We start from the raw sequence: 18,699 nt of genomic DNA, 5'->3' as shown, positions 1-18,699 counted from the left end.
ACCGCTGACACCTGGAGCTGCGTCAAGATTGCAAGTCAGCCCTCGGCGGCGCCAGCGTGCCGATCTAGACGTTCGGCCGCCTTCACGAGACACCGTTCAGTCGCCAGCCAATCGATACACGGATCGGTGATCGAGACGCCGTATTTCAGTGCGGCGCGGTCGCCGGTCAGCGGCTGGTTGCCCGCCTCCAGATTACTCTCGAGCATCACGCCCATGATCGCCGGTTCGCCCGCACAAATCTGCTCGACCAGGGCCTCAAGCACGAGGGGCTGACGCGTGAAGTCCTTCGCGGTTTGCGCGTGCGAGCAATCGACAATCAAGCGCGGCGCGAGGGAGGCCTTCGCGAGCATCCGCCCGCACTCCGCGATGCTCGCCGCGTCAAAGTTGGGTGTTTTGCCGCCGCGCAATACGACGTGGGCGTCGGGATTGCCCGCGGTGCGCACGATCGCCGTGACGCCATCCTGGTTGATCCCGAGGAAGGCGTGCGGACGCCGCGCCGATTCAATCGCATTGACCGCGACTTGTAGATTGCCGTCCGTCGTGTTCTTGAAACCCACCGGCATCGACAGCCCGCTCGCCATCTCGCGATGGGTTTGCGACTCGGTCGTGCGCGCGCCAATCGCCGACCACGCGATCAGATCGGCGGTGTACTGCGGCGTGATTGGGTCGAGCATCTCGGTCGCCGCCGCCAGCCCCAGCCGCGTAATCTCAAGCAGCAGCCGCCGCGCGATTCGCAGCCCGGCCTGCACGTCGCAACTGTCGTCCATGTGAGGATCGTTGATCAGCCCCTTCCAGCCCACGGTGGTGCGCGGCTTCTCGAAATACACGCGCATCAGGATGAAGAGCTGCCGCTCGAGCCGGCGCTTCAGATCGGCGAGCCGGCGTGCATAATCGATCGCGGCTTCCGGATCATGAATCGAGCACGGACCGACGATACACAGCAGCCGCCGGTCCGCGCCGCGGAGCATCGCGCGAATCGTCTCGCGGGCCCCGAAGACCGTGTCCACAATCGCCTCGTCGATCGGCAATTCTGCCTTGAGAATCCGCGGCGCCGTTAAAGGTTCCGTGCCACGGATGCGAATATCCTGAATCTGCCGCGTCATAAGGGACTCATATTCTTAGCCGAACGCGGCGCTGCGACAAAGCGCAGTTCCCACTGAGGGTCTCTTTTCACCCGCGCGAAAGAGCGATAATCAGGACGGCAGGCGCAAGCGTCGTTAGAAATGGTGAAGAATTCGTCGGCAAGTTCCGCGACAGGTCCCTCGACAAGTTCTTCGAGGGGCACTCAGGCAGTTAACCCGCAGGCCGCGATCAAACGTCGCGCCCAGCGGACGTCCCGCCTGCGCCAACCGGCTTTCTGGAACGCCATAGCCGGGATGGGGTTAGCCCTGGCACTCGCCTGCGCGGTCGTCGCGGTGGAATTCGGCGCGCAATCGGGTCATCGCGCCGGTCAACTGCGACGTCATCTCGACCTGCTGCAGTCGCGGATCAGCCTGATGCAGGCTCATCTGCTGGTCGCAAATCGTGAGATTGCCGGACTGCGCGATCAGGCCGCAGCGCGCCGCGAGTTCACCCGCGTCCTCGCCACCCCCGACTGCCGAATCATTCACCTGTGGCCCGCCGAGCGGGCGCCCGGTCCGGCGGCTGTGATCGTGACGAGCCGGCGGCTGGCTGCAGCGGTGCTGGAAGTTACTGGATTGCCCGCCCTCGCACCGGATCAGCAGTACCGCCTTTGGTGGGTGCAACGTCACGGCCCGATGGTCCCCGCGCAGCCCGCGATACCGGCGGAAAAGGAGCATAACGGAATCGCAGTCGAGGAATCCGCCCCACCCATCGATACGATTGCGGCGGTGCTGATGCTGGAACGCAACGCCGACGGCAATCCACTCAGTTCACCGATTCTCAAAGGTGAGTTCCACGAACCAATGAAACGTTAAGGAGTTTCATGAAGTTATCGCGCCATTGGGGCGAGGCTCTTTGGCGGCGGGCCAAGCTGATTCCCGCAGGCGCTTCGATTCCGGCAACGCCCGACGTTGCGATCATCGGCGGCGGGGCGACTGGCCTGTCGGCAGCCTACCACCTTGCACGGCGCGGCCTGCGCGCCGTCGTCTTCGAGGCCGATCGCGTGGGTTCCGGCGCCAGCGGACGCACCGGCGGTATCGTGCTCGAAGGCACCGCGACCGGACCACGTCCCGGCGCGCGTGACTGTGTTCCGCAACTCGAACGACTCGTCACCGATCTCGGAATTGAATGCGACCTGCGCCTGCCCGGATGCTGGGAGATCGTTCATCAGGCGCGCGGCGGAGGCCGCCGCTTGCCCTGGTTCGACGATGGCGCTGCGATCAGCGTCGCGCGCACGGTCGCGGGCGGCTCGATCGAGCCCGGCGCGATGGTCGCCGGACTCGCCGAGGCCGCGATCGCCGCGGGCGCAATCGTGTTCGAACATCGGCGCGTCGCCGCGCTGAAACTTTCCGCAGCGCCTGCGCTCGAAGTCGAAGGAGAGGAAATCCATCCCGGCTACGTGATCGTCGCGCTCAACGCCTGGACTGCCACGCTGATTCCGCGAATGCCGGCCCTACGCAGCGCGCTGACCTATGCCTGCCTGACCGCGCCGCTCGATGACGCGACACTCACGAGCCTCGGCCTCGATGAGCGGATGCCTTTTTATACCGCTGATACGCCCTATTTGTGGGGGCGTGTGTGCGATGGCAGTATTGTCTTCGGCGCCGGGCTGAGCTTCAGCGAACCCGACGAGCTCGAACGCCTTGAGATCTCAGGCAGTGATTCGGTCGCTATTCTCGAGTGGCTCGAAGGCCGCGTCCGCGCGCTCAACCCCGCGCTCGCGAGAGTACCGATTGTCGCGCGATGGGCTGGGCCGATCGCTTTTCGCGAGGGCCTCATACCGCTCCTGATGCGCCATCCCAAGGCCGAGCGCGTGCTGATCGCGGGCGCCTACGCCGGGCACGGCGTTGCTTTCAGCGTTCATGCCGGGGCGCTGATGGCTGCGGCGATCGTCGACGGCGCGCCGCTACCGTCGTGGGGCATATCCGACATAAAATCTGCCTGATTCATGATGCTTGTTGGCAAGGTAACACTCACGAAGCGAAATTGGTCGCGGGGTATCGATGGCGAAGATAGTTGTCCTCCAGCATCATCCGGCTGAGACTCTGGGCGCGATCGCGGATGCGCTCGAAACTGCCGCGCTCGCCTGGCAATACATCCGCGTCCACGAGGGCCAGCCGATTCCCGAATCGATCCGCGGCGCCGGCGGCCTGATCGTCATGGGCGGTCCGCAGACCGTCTATCAGCTCGACAGTTTTCCCTATCTGCGCGACGAGATGCGGCTGATTGAGGCGGCGCTCAAGGAGAACAAACCGATCCTCGGCGTCTGCCTCGGCAGCCAATTGCTCGCCGCCGCCCTCGGCGCCAAGGTCTATCGCGGCGCGACCCGCGAGATCGGATGGTACCCGGTGCGGCTCACCGATGACGCCCGCGACGATCGCCTCCTGCGCGGCGTCGCGACCGAATTTACCGCCGCCCACTGGCATAGCGACGTGTTTGATCTGCCCGCAGGCGCGACCGCGCTCGCGTCATCGGAAAAGACCGCCCTCCAGGGCTATCGCTACGGCGAAAAGGCCTACGGCTTCCTGTTTCATGCCGAGATGACCGAGGAGATCCTCACCGCTCTGGTCGCAGAGTTCGGCGACGGTCTGAAGCGTGTCGGCCTCGATGGGAACGCGATCCTCGCCGCCGCGCCGCGCCATCTGCCGCAACTAGGCCAGATCGGTGCCACGGTCTTTGGCCGCTGGGCAAGTCCCATCCAGGGCACATGAGCGCGCGACCCATCGATCTGAAACTCGACGTTTGCCTCACCCGGCTTGATCGCCTATAACCACCCCAGATTGTGATGCCTGAGCTAGCGGTCAGTACTCCACGGCTCGCGCCGCTCCGCAACATCCTCGACCGAGCGCTCGCGGGCGCCCGTCTCGACGAAGCCGACGCGATCGCGCTTATTGAGTGTCCCGACGACATGCTGCCGGAGGTTATGGCCGCGGCGGCCGCGTTGCGCGATCGCGGCAAGGGTCGCGAGGTCAGCTATTCGCGCAAAGTCTTTTTGCCCGTCACCAATCTGTGCCGCGACCGATGCAGCTACTGCACTTTCCGCCGCGATCCCGGTGATCCCGGGGCCTGGACCATGACCCTGCATGAAATCGCCGCCTGGTCGAAGCGCGGCCTCGAGCTCGGATGCAAGGAAGCGCTGATGTGCCTCGGCGACAAGCCCGAGCTCGCCTTCAAGGAGTATCGGGAAACGCTGCGCGAGCGCGGCGCCAGCAGCACTATCGAGTATGTCGGGCAGGCTTGCGGCGCCGCGCTGGAGCAGGGACTTCTGCCCCATACCAACGCCGGCATCATGACCCGCGACGAGATGGCGATATTGCGGCCGTTCAACGCCAGCATGGGCCTGATGCTCGAAAGTATCTCGCCGCGCCTGCGCCGGCGCGGCGGCGTTCATCAGTGGGCGCCCGATAAGGATCCGGCGATCCGGATGCGCATGATCGACGAAGCGGGCGCGCTCAAGATCCCATTCACGACCGGAATCCTGCTCGGTATTGGCGAGACTCCGATGGAACGTGCGCAGAGTTTGATAGCGATTCGCGACTCGCACGAGCGCTACGGTCATATTCAGGAAGTGATTATCCAGAATTTCCGCGCCAAGCCCGAGATTCCGCTGGCGGACGCCCCCGAGCCCGATCGCTTCGAAATGGCGCGGGCGATCGCGACCGCGCGGCTCGTGCTCGGCCCTACGATGAACGTGCAGGCGCCGCCCAATCTCTCGCCGCACGAAATCGAACTCTTCCTCGACGCTGGAATCAACGACTGGGGCGGGATTTCGCCGCTCAGCAAGGACTACGTCAACCCCGAAGCGCCCTGGCCTCACCTTGAAGCCCTGGCGAATCGATGCGCGCGCGCCGGCTTTCACCTAATTCAGCGGCTCGCGATTTACCCCGACTATATCGATGGCGAGTGGGTCGATCCGGCTATGATGCCGCATATCAACCGCCTCGCCGCTCAGCTCACCGCGGAGGTCTAAGTATGAACCTCGAAGAGATGCTCGGCTTCGTCAACGAAGTCGAGGCGGCGCCATTGGGTCGCTTGATCGACCGGGCGTCCGCCGAGGTCCGAACTGCATTGAAGCGCAGCCTCGATCGCCAGGAACTCACGCCCGAGGAGGGCTTGGCGCTCTACACCGCAGACGGCGACGATCTGCGCGCCGTCGTCAAGTGCGCCGACCTGGCGCGCGCCGAGGATGTCGGCGACGAAGTCACCTACGTCGTCAATCGCAATCTCAACTTCACCAACATCTGCTTCGTCGGCTGCCAGTTCTGCGGCTTCAAGCGCCAGAAATGGGAATCCGACGCCTACGACCATTCCGACGAAACCATCCTCGCTAAAATCGCCGACGCTATCGCGCGCGGCGCCACCGAGGTCTGCATCCAGGGCGGGATCAACCCGGAGATGCCGCCGTTCAAATATCGCGACATCCTCGACACGATTAAGGCCGTATATCCCGATCTGCATATTCACGCCTTCTCGCCGATGGAGATCATGTACGGCGCGCGCCGCACCAACCTGCCATATCGTGAATATATCGCGATGCTGCGTGACCACGGGCTCGGCTCGATTCCGGGCACTGCGGCGGAAATTCTCGACGACGACATCCGCGAAATCTTGAGTCACAAGAAGGTCGATGTCGCCGCTTGGGTCGATATCATCACGACCGCACACTCACTCGGCGTGCCGACCACTTCGACCATCATGTACGGCCATCTCGAGCACCCGCGCCACGTCATCAATCACCTAAATCTCCTGCGTAATATTCAGAAGGATACGCACGGCTTTACCGAGTTCGTGCCGCTGCGCTTCATTCACGAAAACACCGTCCTGTTTCGCAAGGGATTGGTCTCGCCGCAACCGCTCGGCACGCTGGACCTGCAGATGTACGCTTTTGCCCGATTGTTCCTGCGGGGACAGATCGACAACCTGCAAACCTCGTGGGTCAAGCTAGGCGTCGATTGCGCCGCGGTCACGCTCAAAGCCGGCTGCAACGATTTCTCCGGCACTTTGATGGAAGAGAGCATCACCGCCGAGGCCGGCGGCACCGCGGGCGAGTTCGTCCCGGTTGATTTGATCGAGGAAAAGGCGCGCGCGATGGGCCGCGTGGCCGTCGAACGTACTACCACCTACAAGAAGCTGTACGGCAAAAGGGCACCCAATGGCGCGCGGCCGATCTCCGAGTCCTTCACGAACCACGATAACCACGCTTGCGGGGGGGGTGGGGGCCGCTAAGTTTATCCGCGGGTTGGTCCGCCGCTTCGACCCGCGGCTGCTGAACATCATCGTCAACACGGGAGACGACGAGCAGTTTTACGGACTGCACGTCTCGCCCGACGTTGACACGATCATCTACACGCTCGGCGGCGTCGTGAATCGCGCCAACGGTTGGGGCCTCGCGGACGAGAGTTTCCATGCCCTCGATGCGCTCGGCCGCTTCTTCGGCAAGCCCTGGTTCAATCTGGGCGATCGCGATATCGCGACCCATCTATACCGCACCGAGCGGCTGCGCGCCGGCGCGACCATCACTGAGGTCACAGCGGAAATAGCGCGATGCTTCGGCGTCAAATCGCGCATCTTGCCGATGAGCGACGATCGGGTTCATACCCACGTCAAGCTCAAGGGCAAATCCGCGCTCCCGTTCCAGGAATACTTCGTGCGCGGGCGCGCGCGCGGCGCCGTCGAAAGTATCGAGCTGCGCGGGATCGAACGCGCCGCCCCCGCGCCGGACGTGATTCCCACCATCGTGCGCTCGCACGCGATCATTCTCGCCCCGTCGAATCCCTTCGTCTCGCTCGGACCGATCCTGCAACTCGACGGCGTCCGCGACGCGCTCTGCTCGGTGCGTGACCGTGTCGCCGCGATTAGCCCGATCGTCGGCGGCAAACCGGTCAAGGGGCCGGCCGACAAGATGATGCGCGGTCTCGGCCACGAGGTTTCGCCACTCGGCGTCGCGCGGCTCTACCGGGATTTTGCGGGTCTCTTCGTGCTCGATAAGATCGACAGCCGCTATCTCGAGCCGATTCGCGATCTCGGTCTCAATGCCATCGCGACCGACACCATCATGGGCACACCCGCCCGCGCGGAGCGCCTCGCCACCGTCGTGCTCAACGCACTCGAGGTATAGTATCAGTCGATTATGGCTTCGCTGACGCTGACCGCCCTTGAAGGTATCCCGATAGTGCGGGAGGGCGATAACCTCGCCGAGTTGATTGCCCTTGCGCTCGACGCGATGCGATTGACCCTCGCGCACGGCGACATCCTTACCGTCTGCCAGAAAATCGTCTCGAAGGCCGAAGGCCGGATTGTCGATCTTACTAGGGTCGAGCCGTCTGAGATGGCTCGTAAATTCGCCGCACGCTGGGATAAAGATCCACGCGCGGTTGAGCTGGTTTTGCGCCAGACCAGCCGCATCGTGCGAATGGATAACGCTGTCTTGATCGTCGAAACCGGCCCGGGGTGGGTTTGCGCCAACGCCGGCATCGACGAATCCAACAGCCTCGCCGACGACCGCGCGATTCTGCTGCCCGAAGACGCCGACGCCTCAGCGGTCAGACTCCGCGCCGGGCTCAAGCGGCTAACCGGAGCGCAGATCGCCGTGCTCATTACCGATACCTTCGGCCGGCCCTGGCGCGACGGCCTGACCGAGGTCTGTCTGGGCGTCGCCGGGATCGACCCGATGCTCGATTTGCGCGGCACCGCCGACCTCGGCGGCCGCGAGCTCCACCATACGGTAATTGCAATCGCCGATCAGATCGCCGCCGCCGCCGGCCTCTTGATGCCGAAGGCCGGAGCGACGCCCGCCGTGCTGGTGCGCGGATACCAATATCAGCCGGCCGAGGGCGTCAGCGCCAAAGCCTTGATCCGTCCAGCATCGTCTGACCTTTTTCGCTAGAGTTGTCTTAGGTGAAATCGTTGAAAGCTGCCGCAATCAAGGTCCCGGCGGCCGCATTATCCGATCCGGCCCACTACGTCCGCGATGATCTGAGTCGCGCAGAGCATCGGCTCGCCGGCCTGCTCGATTCCCGCGAGTCGCTGATCAGCGAGATCTGCCATTACCTGGTCGACGGCGCGGGCAAGCGTCTGCGGCCGCTGTTCGTGATGCTGGTCTATCGCGCTTGTGGGGGCAGCGATCACGCGGTAGCCGACGCGATCGATTCCGCGATCGCGCTCGAACTTATTCACTCTGCGACCCTGCTGCACGACGACATTATCGATACTGGGATGCTGCGGCGCGGTAAGCCCTCGGCCTATGCGCGCTATGGCGTGGCGGGCTCGCTGATCGCCGGTGATTTTCTTTTCAGCCGGGCCTTCGAGTTATGCGGCCGCTTCGACGAGCGGCTGGTGCGCACGGCCGCCCGCGCCTGCATCCAGCTCACCGAGGGCGAAGTGATGGAAGGCCGGCTGCGCCATCAGACCGCCGCGACCGTGGATGACTATCTCGCGATCATCACCCGCAAGACCGCCTCGCTGTTCGCTGCCGGCGGTCGCGTCGCCGCCGACCTCGCGGGCGCTACGCCTGCGCGCATCGACGCTATGGAACGGCTCGGCCTCGCCGTCGGGCGCGCCTTTCAGATGGTCGATGATCTGCTCGACATCGCCGGCCCCGAGGAGAAGATCGGCAAGCCGGTCGGCTCCGATCTGCGCGCGGGAGTGCTGTCGCTGCCCGCGGTAATCGGGATGAACGAGATTCCTGAATTGCACGCCATCTTCGCCAACGGCGCCGTAACCGATAACGGCGCCTTGGCGCGCGCCCTCGAACTGATGAGGGGCCCCCTCGTGATGCGGCGGGCCAAGGCCATGATTACCGCCGAGATCGCCGGCGCACACCAGCTCCTCGACCAGCTCGACGAGTCCCCCTACCGCGACGGCCTGAAGCTCCTCATCGAAGATCAAATCGATCGCGAAAGCTGACGCTCTCAAACCGCCGGGCGCAGCGCCGCGCAGCCTTTAGCGGACAGTGTAATGGAGCTGCGTCAGCGAGCCGTTGCGCACGACACTCAGGGTGATTGACGACTGATTTTGCAATGACTGCATCATGGCCAGCGCCTTGGTCGGGTCGCCGACCGGCTGCCCATTGATTGCCCTCAGCAGGTCGCCGTCCTGCAGACCGATCTGCTGGAAGATCGAATTCGGCTGGATCTCGGAGAGCCGAAAGCCGTTGGCGGCGCCGTTTTGCACATTGGGTATAGCGCGAATCTGACTGAACAGCGGCGCCATATTTTGCAAATTACTGCTCACCGTTGATCGATCCAGCAAGAAGCGATTTGCGCTCAGCCGCCGGACTCCCGCAGCATGGCGGCGCAGATTCAGCGGCATTCCGGGACTAACCGGCGGCGCTCCGCGGAATGCGCCCGGCTGCTGCGCAAACGGCTGGGCGGACCCAGCCGCGTCATGCGGGATTTCTATTGCGGCGCGATGCCCGTTGTGCATTATCACCGCACGATTCGCCGTCACCTCCAGCAGTTGCCCGGCGTCCGGAATCATCTCACCGACCCGATAAACCGATTGCTCGGCGCTGGCGTTCTGGATAATCGCGTAGGGCTTGCCGCTGCTGAGCTGTGACGTGCCGACGAGCTTGACCGTCAGCGGTTCATTCTCGACCGCCGCATCGACCGGCGGCGGTGCGAGATTAAAGATGTCGCGGCGTTCGATTGCCGCGTAAGCCGCGCGTCCCCTCACCGCCGTCGCCGCCGATTGTGCGGAGTCATTACGAGACCGCATTTCCGCTGGCACAATATTTCGCGCAAGGTAAAGTTTGGCCGCGTCCGTCACGCCGAGCGCGAGAAAATACGGGATTATCACCACGCCAATCAGCAGGTTGATCAGCAGAACGTAGCGCTCGAGCAGATTGAAACCGGACATCGATTATTTACCGGGACCTAAAGCGTCGCCTCGGCCTCATACGAACAGCCTTCGACCAGCCGTCGCACATCGTAATTCCAGCGGCCCTTCCAGCGCTCGATCGTCAGGCTCGCCTGATTATGACCCATCCGCACCTGGTCGAGCATATGGATTAGATAGATCGTCTCGTCGTCGTTGCGTTCGTTAAGGTTGCGTTGCCGCGCCAGGCCAACCATCGCGACGTTGGCTAGTTCGAGCGCTATCTCCTGAAGCTTGATCCGCCCGGCGCGAGCTTCAAGGCCGATTTTTTGCGCCGCGTCCGCCAGTTCCAGCCGCTCCGCGAAGGACCAGCGTTTGACCAGATCCCAGGCCCCGCTCAGGCAATCGTTATCGTAGAGGAGGCCCTTACAGAGCGCCGGCAGCGACAGCATCAGCAGCGGCGGCTGACTGTCCGCGGTCCGCACCTCGATATATTTCTTCAACCGCACCTCGGTGAAAATTGTCGTGAGGTGCGCCGCCCAATCGTCGAGGGTTGCACGCTCCTTGCCGTAGCCATGTTCCATGAACTGCCGGAAGGTCAGTCCCGGCGGTGTCGTCAGGTCGAGATACTGGTGGTCGCGGCCGAGGAAGTACATCGGCACGTCCAGCGCATACTCGACATAGTCGTCGAACCCGGCATCGTCGCGAAAGACAAATTCGAGCATCCCGCTGCGATCGCGATCGGTGTCCTGCCAGATATGCCCGCGATAGCTCTGATAGCCGTTGAGACGGCCATCCGAGAGTGGCGAATTTGCGAACATCGCATAGACCAACGGCACGATTCCCATGCTCACGCGCAGTTTGCGCATCGCGTCGGCTTCGTCGCTATAGTCGAGGTTAGCCTGAACGCCCGCGGTCTGCTTCATCATCCGCTGTCCGAGCTGCCCCTTGCGCGCCATATAAGGATACATGATGCGATAGCGGTCCTTCGGCAGGAGTTCGATCTCGTCGATCCGGCTGATCGGTTGCATCCCGAGGCCGAGGATCGTCGCTCCCAGCTCGTGGCCGATCTCGATCAACTGCTCCATATGTTTCGTGAACTCCTGATGGGCGCAATGGATTGAGTCGCACTGTTCGCCCGAGAGTTCGATCTGCCCGCCCGGTTCGATTGTGATCGGCGCGCGCTCGCCCTTGAGTGCGATCAGCCGACCGTGCTCGTCGTCAGGCTCGTAACCGTAATGATCCACCAGACGCCGCAGAATCTCCTCGACGCCGCGCGGACCCGAGAAGGGTAGGGCGCGGCCACTAGCGGCCGAGACCGCGACCTTTTCGTACTCGGTGCCAACCCGCCACTGCGCGCGCGGCTTCGCGCCCGACTGGAAATAGCGAACCAATTCCTCTTTGCGTTCCAGCGGTTCGTTCATAGCCTGTGGTTCCTCGCCTGTTTACTGACCAACGTACTAAACGAAGCCATAGAGCCGGGCCGCGTTGTCACACACTATCTTCTGCCGATCGGCCTCTGGCAAGGCGGCAAAATCGCGCGCGAGCACTTCCCGCGAATGGGGCCACGTCGCCGCCTGATGGGGATAGTCTGTCGACCACATGAAATTGTCAGCGCCCACCAGATGATAGGTTTTGAGGCCCATCGGGTCGTCGATGAAGGTCGCATAAACCTGCCGCTTGAAGTATTCGCTCGGTTTCAGCGAAAGCGCACTGCCGTAGGCCTGTTTGAAGCGCCGGTAGTATTTGTCGGCCCGCTCGAGCAGATGCGGGACCCACGCGATATCATTCTCCGCCGAGACGATCTTGAGTTGCGGAAAGCGCTCGAAGATCCCGGAAAAAATCAGCGTGCAAAGCGAGTGCTGGGTTTCGTGCGTGCGAATTACCATCCGCGCATAGAGCTCGCCGATATCGGCTTCATCCTGCTGCGCGGCTTTGGTCTTGCCCGTCAGCGTATGCAGCGACAACGGCATCCCGAGTTCCGCCGCCGCCGCCCAGAACGGATCGTACTGCTTCGTGCTGTAAGGCCGATCGTCCGGCGGCGAGGCCCAGATCAACGCACCCTTTAAGCCCAGCTTCACACACCGTTCGAGTTCGCGGCGCGCGCGCTCAGGATCATACAGCGAGATTAGAGCGAGCCCGGCGAAGCGCTCAGGAGCGTATGCGCAAAAGCCGGCGAGCCAGTCGTTATAGACGCGAAAACAGTCGTGCTGAAAATCCGCGTCATCGATCCAGAAGAGCACGAAACCCATCGTCGTATACAACGCTGCGGCGTCGATGCCGTCGAGCGCCATGTCCTTGAGCCGCGCCGCGGGTTCCCAGCCGCCGGCCGGGACGCTCTCAAGTCCGGCGTCGAGGAAGGCCGAATCGAAACTCTTGCCCGCCGCGAAGGCGCCCGAGATGCGCAATGGCGGCAACTCCCCGCAGACGAAGAACGAGCCTTTGCGTCCGCCAGGATCTTTGACGATCCGCGGCGCGCGCTCGCGGAAGCGCCGCTCAAGGCCCTCCGTCCACAGGCCGGGCGGCTCGAACATATGCGCGTCCGCGTCGATAATCCGCTGCGTCGTCATGTATGCTCAGGCTTCGAGTTCGAGCACGCGCTTGTCGCGCCGGGCGAAGTCCAGCACCTCGACATATGGCCGCTGCGATGGGATGTCGTCCATCCGCATCTCGTCATCGATATTGCTGGTGCCCTCGCCGGGATCCTTGCGCGTTACGTTGATCAGATCGCATTCCGCGCCCAGCGCAACTGCGAAATGCCACGTCCCCTTGTCGATGAGCGCGGCTTGGCCAGGTTCGACGAAAAACGCCGCGAGCCGTTCGTAATCGATCTCGTAATGCTCATGGCCTGCGCCGCGATTGCGCGGCGGCGGCGCGACCACCAACGCTATGGTTCCGCGTAGCGGGATAAACGTCTGGTTATACGAAAAATGCGTGGCCATCATGCTGATCCGCCGTGAATTGACCGGCCGCTTGAACTTGAGCAGCTCGATCGCGACGCGCCCCTCGCCCGGCTCGACCTCGGGTAGCACCGGCTGCTTATTCTCGAGCACCTGGCCGTAGGGTCTGAACGCCTCGACCGTCAAGGGTTGGAGCTTGAGCTTGATACTCTGCGCCCCGCGGGAACTCTCGCCACGATGCTCGCTTAGTTCGGCAAGCCTGAGGTTTTGTTTTTCCATCGAGCGTTCTCCAGACCCTGTTTTCGTGCTCCCGCCGGGCCATCTGCAGTCGAGCTTAGGCCGTCGCGCGAAGCTTTGACAAGCCGTGAAGCTCTGACAAGCCGCGAAGCTCTGACAGGCATCGATGCGCCGCCACCGCCGCGTCGCTATAATCGTGCATGGCTTGGCTACGGACCGCAGACGAACTCGGCTTCAGGCTCGAACTTGAGCGGCGGCCCGAGCGCATCGTTTCTCTCGTGCCGAGCTGGACGGAAACCGTCTTCGCGCTCGGGCGCGGCGACGCTCTGGTCGGCGTCACCCGCTACTGCGTCGCTCCCGACGCTGCGGCCGCCGTCGCCAAAATTGGCGGCACCAAGAATCCCGACATTCGCGCGATTCTGACGACGGCGCCTGATCTCGTTATCGCCAATGCGGAAGAAAACCGCCGTGAGGATATCGAGGCCCTGCGCGCCGCTAAAATCCAGGTTTTTACTACCTATCCGCGCAAGATCAGCGCCGCGGTCGAGAGCATCATCAAGCTCGGTGCGCTCCTCGGATGCGCACCCACGGCCGACGCGATGGCGCGCGACATCGTGCGCGCCGTCAGCGTTATCGAAACCGAGGTCGGAGTATGGGCCAAACTACGCTTTCGCGCTTTCTGCCCCATCTGGAAAAACCCGTGGATGGTTTTTAACGCCGACACTTACGCCCACGACGTCCTCCGCATGCTCGGTTTCAATAATATCTTTGCCGCAACCGGCGAACGCTATCCCCGCACCACGCTCGAGGAGGCGATCGCGCTGCGTCCGGACTTCGTGATGCTGCCCGACGAACCTTACGAGTTCGGCGCCAGGGATGTCGAGGAGTTAAAGCCGCTGCTCCCGCCCGCACTGAGCCGCCGCGTCGTACTGATCAACGGGCGGGATTTGCACTGGTACGGCGTGCACATGACCAGCGGCTTGAAGAATCTGGCGGCGCTGTTGGGGCGCGTCCGCGCCGCCGCCGTCTAGGAGAATAACGATGCTGCTTCATCCAGTTTCACGCCGCCGGCTGCTCGGCAGTGCGATGATCATCGCTCTGTGCGCCTTCGCCCTCGTTGGCCGCGCGAGCGACGCCATAGCCAAAAAAGTTATTTACCCGGGAGCGTTCGCCTTGACGACCGGACAGATGACCACGCCGCGGTTCGCGCACACTGCGACTTTGCTCAACGACGGCGCCGTGCTGATTACTGGGGGCGAGGACAACAACGGGGTCGCTCAGTCCAATGCCGAGCTATACAACCCCACGACCCGAACCTTCGCGCTCACCGCCGGCGTGATGGACATTGCGCGCGTCGAGCACACCGCAACGCTGCTCAACGATGGCACCGTGCTGATTACCGGCGGAGAATCCGCCAACTTGGCCGAGGTTTACGCAAGCGCCGATATCTATAATCCAGCGACCGGGCTCTTTACCTTGACCACAACGCCAATGACCGACACCCGCGCCGAGCATACCGCGACGCTGCTGCAGAATGGTGAGGTCCTTATCACCGGCGGCCTGGATATGTTGACCTTCAAGCCAGTCAAGACCGCCGAACTCTATGACCCTACGACCAAGACCTTCACCGCGCTCGCCGCCACGATGTCCACCGAACGCCTCGGCCATACCGCGACTCTGCTGCAAAGCGGCGAGGTGCTGATCGCCGGCGGCCAGGATAAGACCGGCGCGGTGCTGAAGACCGCCGAGCTCTACGATCCCACGGCCCAGACTTTCACTTTGACGGCAAAAAAAATGACGATCGCGCGCACGCTCCACACCGCGACCTTGCTCAACGATGGCGAGGTTCTGCTTGCCAGCGGCTTCGGCGTTAATGGCACAACCACGCGCAACGCCACCCTTTATGATCCTGCGACCAACAAATTTCTCTCGGCCAAGAGCGTAAAACATTCTGGTTTCGCCGCGACCGCGACGCTACTAGGTTCCGGCGACGTCCTGCGCACCGGCGGTTACGATGTTCCGCCGACCACTCCGGCGTTTTCGCTCGCGACTTCCGAAGCCTATGCAATCGCGACGAAGAAATTCGAGCAGGGACCGACTATGGCGTTCGCACGCGAGGGCCATACTGCCACCTTGCTCCAGGATGGGACGGTGCTTGTGGCCGGCGGTGCGAGCGTTACGACGGGCGGCAAGTTCACCGTTCAGGCGACTGCCGAAATCTTTACACCCCAGCCGTGATCTCAGCTAATGACTAGCTCTCAGAAAAATCCCGGTGGTCTCACCGAACTCTGGGAGCGTCACCTCGGCGGCGAGTTCACCGCTCGCGACATTGAAGTCACTCTAGCCACGATGGCCGCCGACGCCTACGTCAATCACATCCCAGTGCTGACGGGCGGCAACGGCAAAGCGGCGCTGCGCGAGTTCTACTCGCGGCGGTTCATCCCGCGGATGCCCCCTGACACGACGATCACGCCGCTTTCGCGCACGATCGGCGATGACCGGATCGTTGACGAGATGATCTTCAAGTTCACCCACACCCTCGAGATGGATTGGATGCTGCCGGGAGTCGCTCCCACCCACCGCCGCGTCGAAGTTCCGCTCGTGGTGATCGTTGAATTTCGCGACGGCCTGATCGCCCACGAGCATATCTACTGGGATCAAGCTTCTGTGCTGGTCCAGATCGGCTTGCTCGATTCGGCCCACCTGCCGGTTGCTGGCATCGAATCCGCCCGCAAGGCCGTTGATTCCTCGCTGCCCTCGAATCAACTGATCACCCGCGCCCGACGCGACTGAAGCAACGCCCCGCAATCGCTCGCTAACGCATGATCATGCCAAGCCCGCCGGGTGTCGTATAGCGGTCGAGATCCAGATATTCGTGCGGCACCTGGCTGTTTGCATAGTATGGATAGCGAATCTCCGTCGGGTCAGCAACGAAGGAAGCGTGATCGTTCTGAATATCCCAGAAAGCATATATAATAGATCCTGAGGTTTCGACCTTGCCTACTCCGGGCACGTCGGTCGTCGCCAGAAATAGCCCAACGATCTTCCACGGCCGCAGCTTCGCGTCGTACAGTTCTTCCCACAGCGGCGCAAAAGTGGTCTTGTCAACGTACATGACGCGCTTGCCGTAACAGTAGTTGCTGCTCTCCGACGGCAACTTGCTGACGCTGATTACATAGGTATCGCGCAATTGCCACTGCGCCCACGACGGCTTCGGCCATCCGAGAGGTAGGTCTAGATAGTCCGGAAATTTCCCGTCCGGCATCTTGGGAAGAATCAGCGCGATAATCTTCTTCTCGCCCAAGTAGTCAACTTTGAGTTGCGTCAGGTTAGAGTCGAACCCGGAACGATAATCTTCCTCTGTAATATCGACGCCCGAAACCATGCTGCACCGTCCGAGCGTCGACACCCGTTGATAGCGCCGCAACGCTGGGACAAACGCGTAGATGTCCTCATCTTTCTTTAAGTCTGTGTATACGATCTGAAGGGATGCCGTGTAGCGCTGCTGTTCAGGCTCGACCAGCATGTACCACTGCGTATAGAATTTGTCGACGCCGCCGGGAACCGCCATCGGCACGCCCGGATCGGTATTGTAATTCAGTTGCCGATAGACAATATCACCCGCGGTGCAATTGACATCGGCGGCGCGGTCAATCGAGCATCCACCGCCGTGCATGATCACTGACGTATTCGGGAAGTAGCGGTACCAGAGGTCCGCCAGGATTTTCCAGCCCTTGTGCGGATCCTCAGGATTAGGGAATGGCGCTCCGCCTTGATAATTCTCCAGCGTCAAGCCGCCGTTAGGCAACTCGACAAGTTTGACCTGGCTGGAGTATTTCTCGGTCGCGTCAATGTAGCTGCGCGGCGGCGGATTGATGTGTGTGGGGCCTAGATTGAGTTGCATCCCGTCGCTAATTTTCCAGAAGTATTTTCCGGCGAACAGCGCTTGCAAGCCGTCCGACATGAAGCCGTGGTACTGCTGCCAGTTCTGCGTCGTGATACTGGTGCCGGGGGGAATCGTTTGATTCGTTGTGCCGCTATCGGCCGGGCTCTGCACGATAACGCCTTTGAATGATCCGCCAGCACCCGGTGTGACTTGGCTCGCGGACTCGGCGGATGCAAGCGCAGACGACAACGTGAGAGCCCACAGGCTCATAAGGGTCGCTAGGAATTTGGACTTTCCGATCATTGAAGCACCATCCCAAAATTACTGACGTGGGGGCGTAACGGCCCCAGACCGAAGTTGCGCGCAGTATCGCGAGTCAGGCGCATTTTCACAAGCTCCGTGCGGTCCAAGTCCTAAGCATGGTCTCTTCTTTTCGCCCAATCCCTTGGCTAAAATCGTGAAATGCGCGCCCTCAGAGACAAGACCGTCGTGGTGGGAGTCTGCGGCGGCATCGCCGCCTACAAATCGGCGGAACTGATCCGCCTGCTCGTCACGGCCGGCGCGCGGGTCCGCGTCATGATGACGCGCAACGCAACCGAATTCATCACGCCGTTGACCTTGCAGACTCTCAGCCTGAATCCGGTCGCAACTGAAACTTTTAGCCTGACGCAAGAATCCGAGATCGGACATATCCGGCTTGCCGACGGCGCCGACGCGCTGGTGATCGCACCCGCAACCGCGAATCTGATTGCAAAGGCCGCCGTCGGAATCGCTGACGATATCGTAACCACTGTGCTGCTCGCGGCGCGCTGCCCGGTGGCCTTCGCGCCGGCGATGAATCTCAACATGTATGCGCATCCGACGGTCATCGATAATTTGCATAAGCTGCGCGCACGCGGGGCCACGATTATTGAACCCGGCGCGGGCGCGCTCGCCTGCGGCTACGAAGGCCGGGGTCGGCTGACCGATCCTGCGGTGATCGTCGAGGAACTCGCGCGGATGCTCACCCCACACGACCTCGCGGCGGAGCGTATTTTAGTGACCGCTGGGCCGACTCAGGAAGCAATTGATCCGGTGCGTTTCGTCTCGAATCGCTCGACCGGCAAGATGGGCTTCGCGATCGCGCGCGCCGCGTGGCGACGCGGCGCGCAGGTGCGGCTGGTGGCGGGACCGTCGGCGCAGGCGACGCCGCATGGGGTCGAGCGGATCGATACCACCAGCGCCGCTGAGCTGCTCGGTGCAACCTCGCGCAACTTTCCCTGGAGCTCCGTCCTGATCATGGCCGCCGCGGTCGCGGACTTTCGCCCGAAGGCACCCGCGCTGCGCAAGCTCAAGAAAAACCCGGCCGGCATGACACTCGAACTCGCGCCTATCACCGACGAGCTGCCACTCTTGGCCGCGAAGAAGGCCGGACGCATCCTGATTGGTTTCGCCGCGGAAACCGAGGATCTTCAAGTCAATGCTCTCGACAAGCTCCGGCGCAAGCGGCTTGATCTGATTGTCGGCAACGATGTTTCGCGCAGCGATGCGGGCTTCGCCGTCGATACTAATATCGTGACGATGCTTAGTGCGAACGGCCAGATTGAAACAACTCCCAAACTGCTGAAGGATGACGTCGCCGACGTGATTCTTGACCGCTTGAATGCTCTGCGCGCGGCGAAGGCTGAGATAAAAAATCCTCCTCGCGCCGCGCGGCAAAAGTAGTTCTTCGCAACTACTATCGGTGAGCGCGAAACACAG

At 62.3% G+C, this 18,699-nt stretch carries 18 protein-coding genes; 12 read left to right on the top strand and 6 right to left on the bottom strand.

What is annotated here, in order from left to right; all coding sequences use genetic code 11:
* Positions 1-35: 35 nt before the first annotated feature.
* Complete coding sequence (locus VKS22_07465) at positions 36-1,103, bottom strand: 3-deoxy-7-phosphoheptulonate synthase (protein HLW70445.1); 1,068 nt, start codon at positions 1,101-1,103, stop codon at positions 36-38.
* A 120-nt stretch (positions 1,104-1,223) separates the two neighbouring features.
* On the opposite strand from VKS22_07465, the gene VKS22_07460 reads away from it, so the two are divergent.
* From VKS22_07460 to VKS22_07425, 8 genes are all read left to right on the top strand, one after another.
* Entirely contained in the window at positions 1,224-1,937 is a 714-nt protein-coding gene (locus VKS22_07460) for an anti-sigma factor (GenBank protein ID HLW70444.1), read from the top strand.
* Positions 1,938-1,945: 8 nt separating this feature from the next.
* Positions 1,946-3,067, top strand: a complete 1,122-nt coding sequence (locus VKS22_07455; GenBank protein ID HLW70443.1) for an FAD-dependent oxidoreductase — start codon at positions 1,946-1,948, stop codon at positions 3,065-3,067.
* 58 nt (positions 3,068-3,125) lie between these two features.
* Positions 3,126-3,833: a type 1 glutamine amidotransferase gene (locus VKS22_07450; protein ID HLW70442.1), complete on the top strand. Its 708-nt coding sequence runs from the start codon at positions 3,126-3,128 to the stop codon at positions 3,831-3,833.
* 74 nt (positions 3,834-3,907) lie between these two features.
* On the top strand, positions 3,908-5,092 hold the full coding sequence (gene cofG, locus VKS22_07445; protein HLW70441.1) for a 7,8-didemethyl-8-hydroxy-5-deazariboflavin synthase CofG: 1,185 nt from the start codon (positions 3,908-3,910) through the stop codon (positions 5,090-5,092).
* Between the two features lie 2 nt (positions 5,093-5,094).
* Entirely contained in the window at positions 5,095-6,348 is a 1,254-nt protein-coding gene (gene cofH / locus VKS22_07440; GenBank protein HLW70440.1) for a 5-amino-6-(D-ribitylamino)uracil--L-tyrosine 4-hydroxyphenyl transferase CofH, read from the top strand.
* A complete protein-coding gene (gene cofD, locus VKS22_07435) occupies positions 6,335-7,240 on the top strand; it encodes a 2-phospho-L-lactate transferase (GenBank protein HLW70439.1) in 906 nt (301 codons plus the stop codon). The genes cofH and cofD overlap by 14 nt, the downstream gene beginning before the upstream one ends.
* Before the next feature lie 12 nt (positions 7,241-7,252).
* Positions 7,253-8,008, top strand: coding sequence for a coenzyme F420-0:L-glutamate ligase (cofE, locus tag VKS22_07430; protein HLW70438.1), 756 nt, complete (start codon positions 7,253-7,255; stop codon positions 8,006-8,008).
* 20 nt (positions 8,009-8,028) lie between these two features.
* Positions 8,029-9,027 (top strand): polyprenyl synthetase family protein, encoded by a 999-nt coding sequence (locus VKS22_07425; GenBank protein ID HLW70437.1) that lies wholly within the window; start codon positions 8,029-8,031, stop codon positions 9,025-9,027.
* Positions 9,028-9,063: 36 nt separating this feature from the next.
* Here the strand turns inward: VKS22_07425 and gspC are convergent, their stop codons facing one another.
* Genes gspC through VKS22_07405 form a run of 4 tightly spaced genes read right to left on the bottom strand, consistent with a single transcriptional unit; the run spans position 9,064 to position 13,115 of the window.
* Positions 9,064-9,978: a type II secretion system protein GspC gene (gspC, locus tag VKS22_07420; GenBank protein ID HLW70436.1), complete on the bottom strand. Its 915-nt coding sequence runs from the start codon at positions 9,976-9,978 to the stop codon at positions 9,064-9,066.
* A gap of 17 nt (positions 9,979-9,995) precedes the next feature.
* Positions 9,996-11,360, bottom strand: a complete 1,365-nt coding sequence (locus VKS22_07415) for a glutamate-cysteine ligase family protein (protein HLW70435.1) — start codon at positions 11,358-11,360, stop codon at positions 9,996-9,998.
* Positions 11,361-11,396: 36 nt separating this feature from the next.
* Positions 11,397-12,506: an amidohydrolase family protein gene (locus VKS22_07410; protein ID HLW70434.1), complete on the bottom strand. Its 1,110-nt coding sequence runs from the start codon at positions 12,504-12,506 to the stop codon at positions 11,397-11,399.
* A gap of 6 nt (positions 12,507-12,512) precedes the next feature.
* Positions 12,513-13,115, bottom strand: a complete 603-nt coding sequence (locus VKS22_07405; GenBank protein ID HLW70433.1) for an ureidoglycolate lyase — start codon at positions 13,113-13,115, stop codon at positions 12,513-12,515.
* 158 nt (positions 13,116-13,273) lie between these two features.
* On the opposite strand from VKS22_07405, the gene VKS22_07400 reads away from it, so the two are divergent.
* Genes VKS22_07400 through VKS22_07390 form a run of 3 tightly spaced genes read left to right on the top strand, consistent with a single transcriptional unit; the run spans position 13,274 to position 15,866 of the window.
* A complete protein-coding gene (locus tag VKS22_07400) occupies positions 13,274-14,104 on the top strand; it encodes a helical backbone metal receptor (GenBank protein ID HLW70432.1) in 831 nt (276 codons plus the stop codon).
* Positions 14,105-14,114: 10 nt separating this feature from the next.
* Positions 14,115-15,311, top strand: a complete 1,197-nt coding sequence (locus VKS22_07395) for a kelch repeat-containing protein (GenBank protein ID HLW70431.1) — start codon at positions 14,115-14,117, stop codon at positions 15,309-15,311.
* A 9-nt stretch (positions 15,312-15,320) separates the two neighbouring features.
* On the top strand, positions 15,321-15,866 hold the full coding sequence (locus VKS22_07390; GenBank protein ID HLW70430.1) for a nuclear transport factor 2 family protein: 546 nt from the start codon (positions 15,321-15,323) through the stop codon (positions 15,864-15,866).
* Between the two features lie 22 nt (positions 15,867-15,888).
* Here the strand turns inward: VKS22_07390 and VKS22_07385 are convergent, their stop codons facing one another.
* Positions 15,889-17,130 carry a DUF1329 domain-containing protein gene (locus VKS22_07385; protein ID HLW70429.1) on the bottom strand — a complete coding sequence of 414 codons (1,242 nt, stop codon included), beginning with the start codon at positions 17,128-17,130 and terminating at the stop codon, positions 15,889-15,891.
* 291 nt (positions 17,131-17,421) lie between these two features.
* Here VKS22_07385 and coaBC point away from each other — a divergent pair, with 291 nt between their 5' ends.
* Entirely contained in the window at positions 17,422-18,663 is a 1,242-nt protein-coding gene (gene coaBC / locus VKS22_07380; GenBank protein HLW70428.1) for a bifunctional phosphopantothenoylcysteine decarboxylase/phosphopantothenate--cysteine ligase CoaBC, read from the top strand.
* The last annotated feature ends 36 nt before the right edge of the window (positions 18,664-18,699 follow it).

It is taken from the genome of Candidatus Binataceae bacterium (assembly GCA_035308025.1).
GTDB lineage: Bacteria > Desulfobacterota > Binatia > Binatales > Binataceae > JAJPHI01.
Note: the sequence above shows the minus strand (reverse complement) of the source record. Positions and strands in the feature narration are given on the sequence as shown.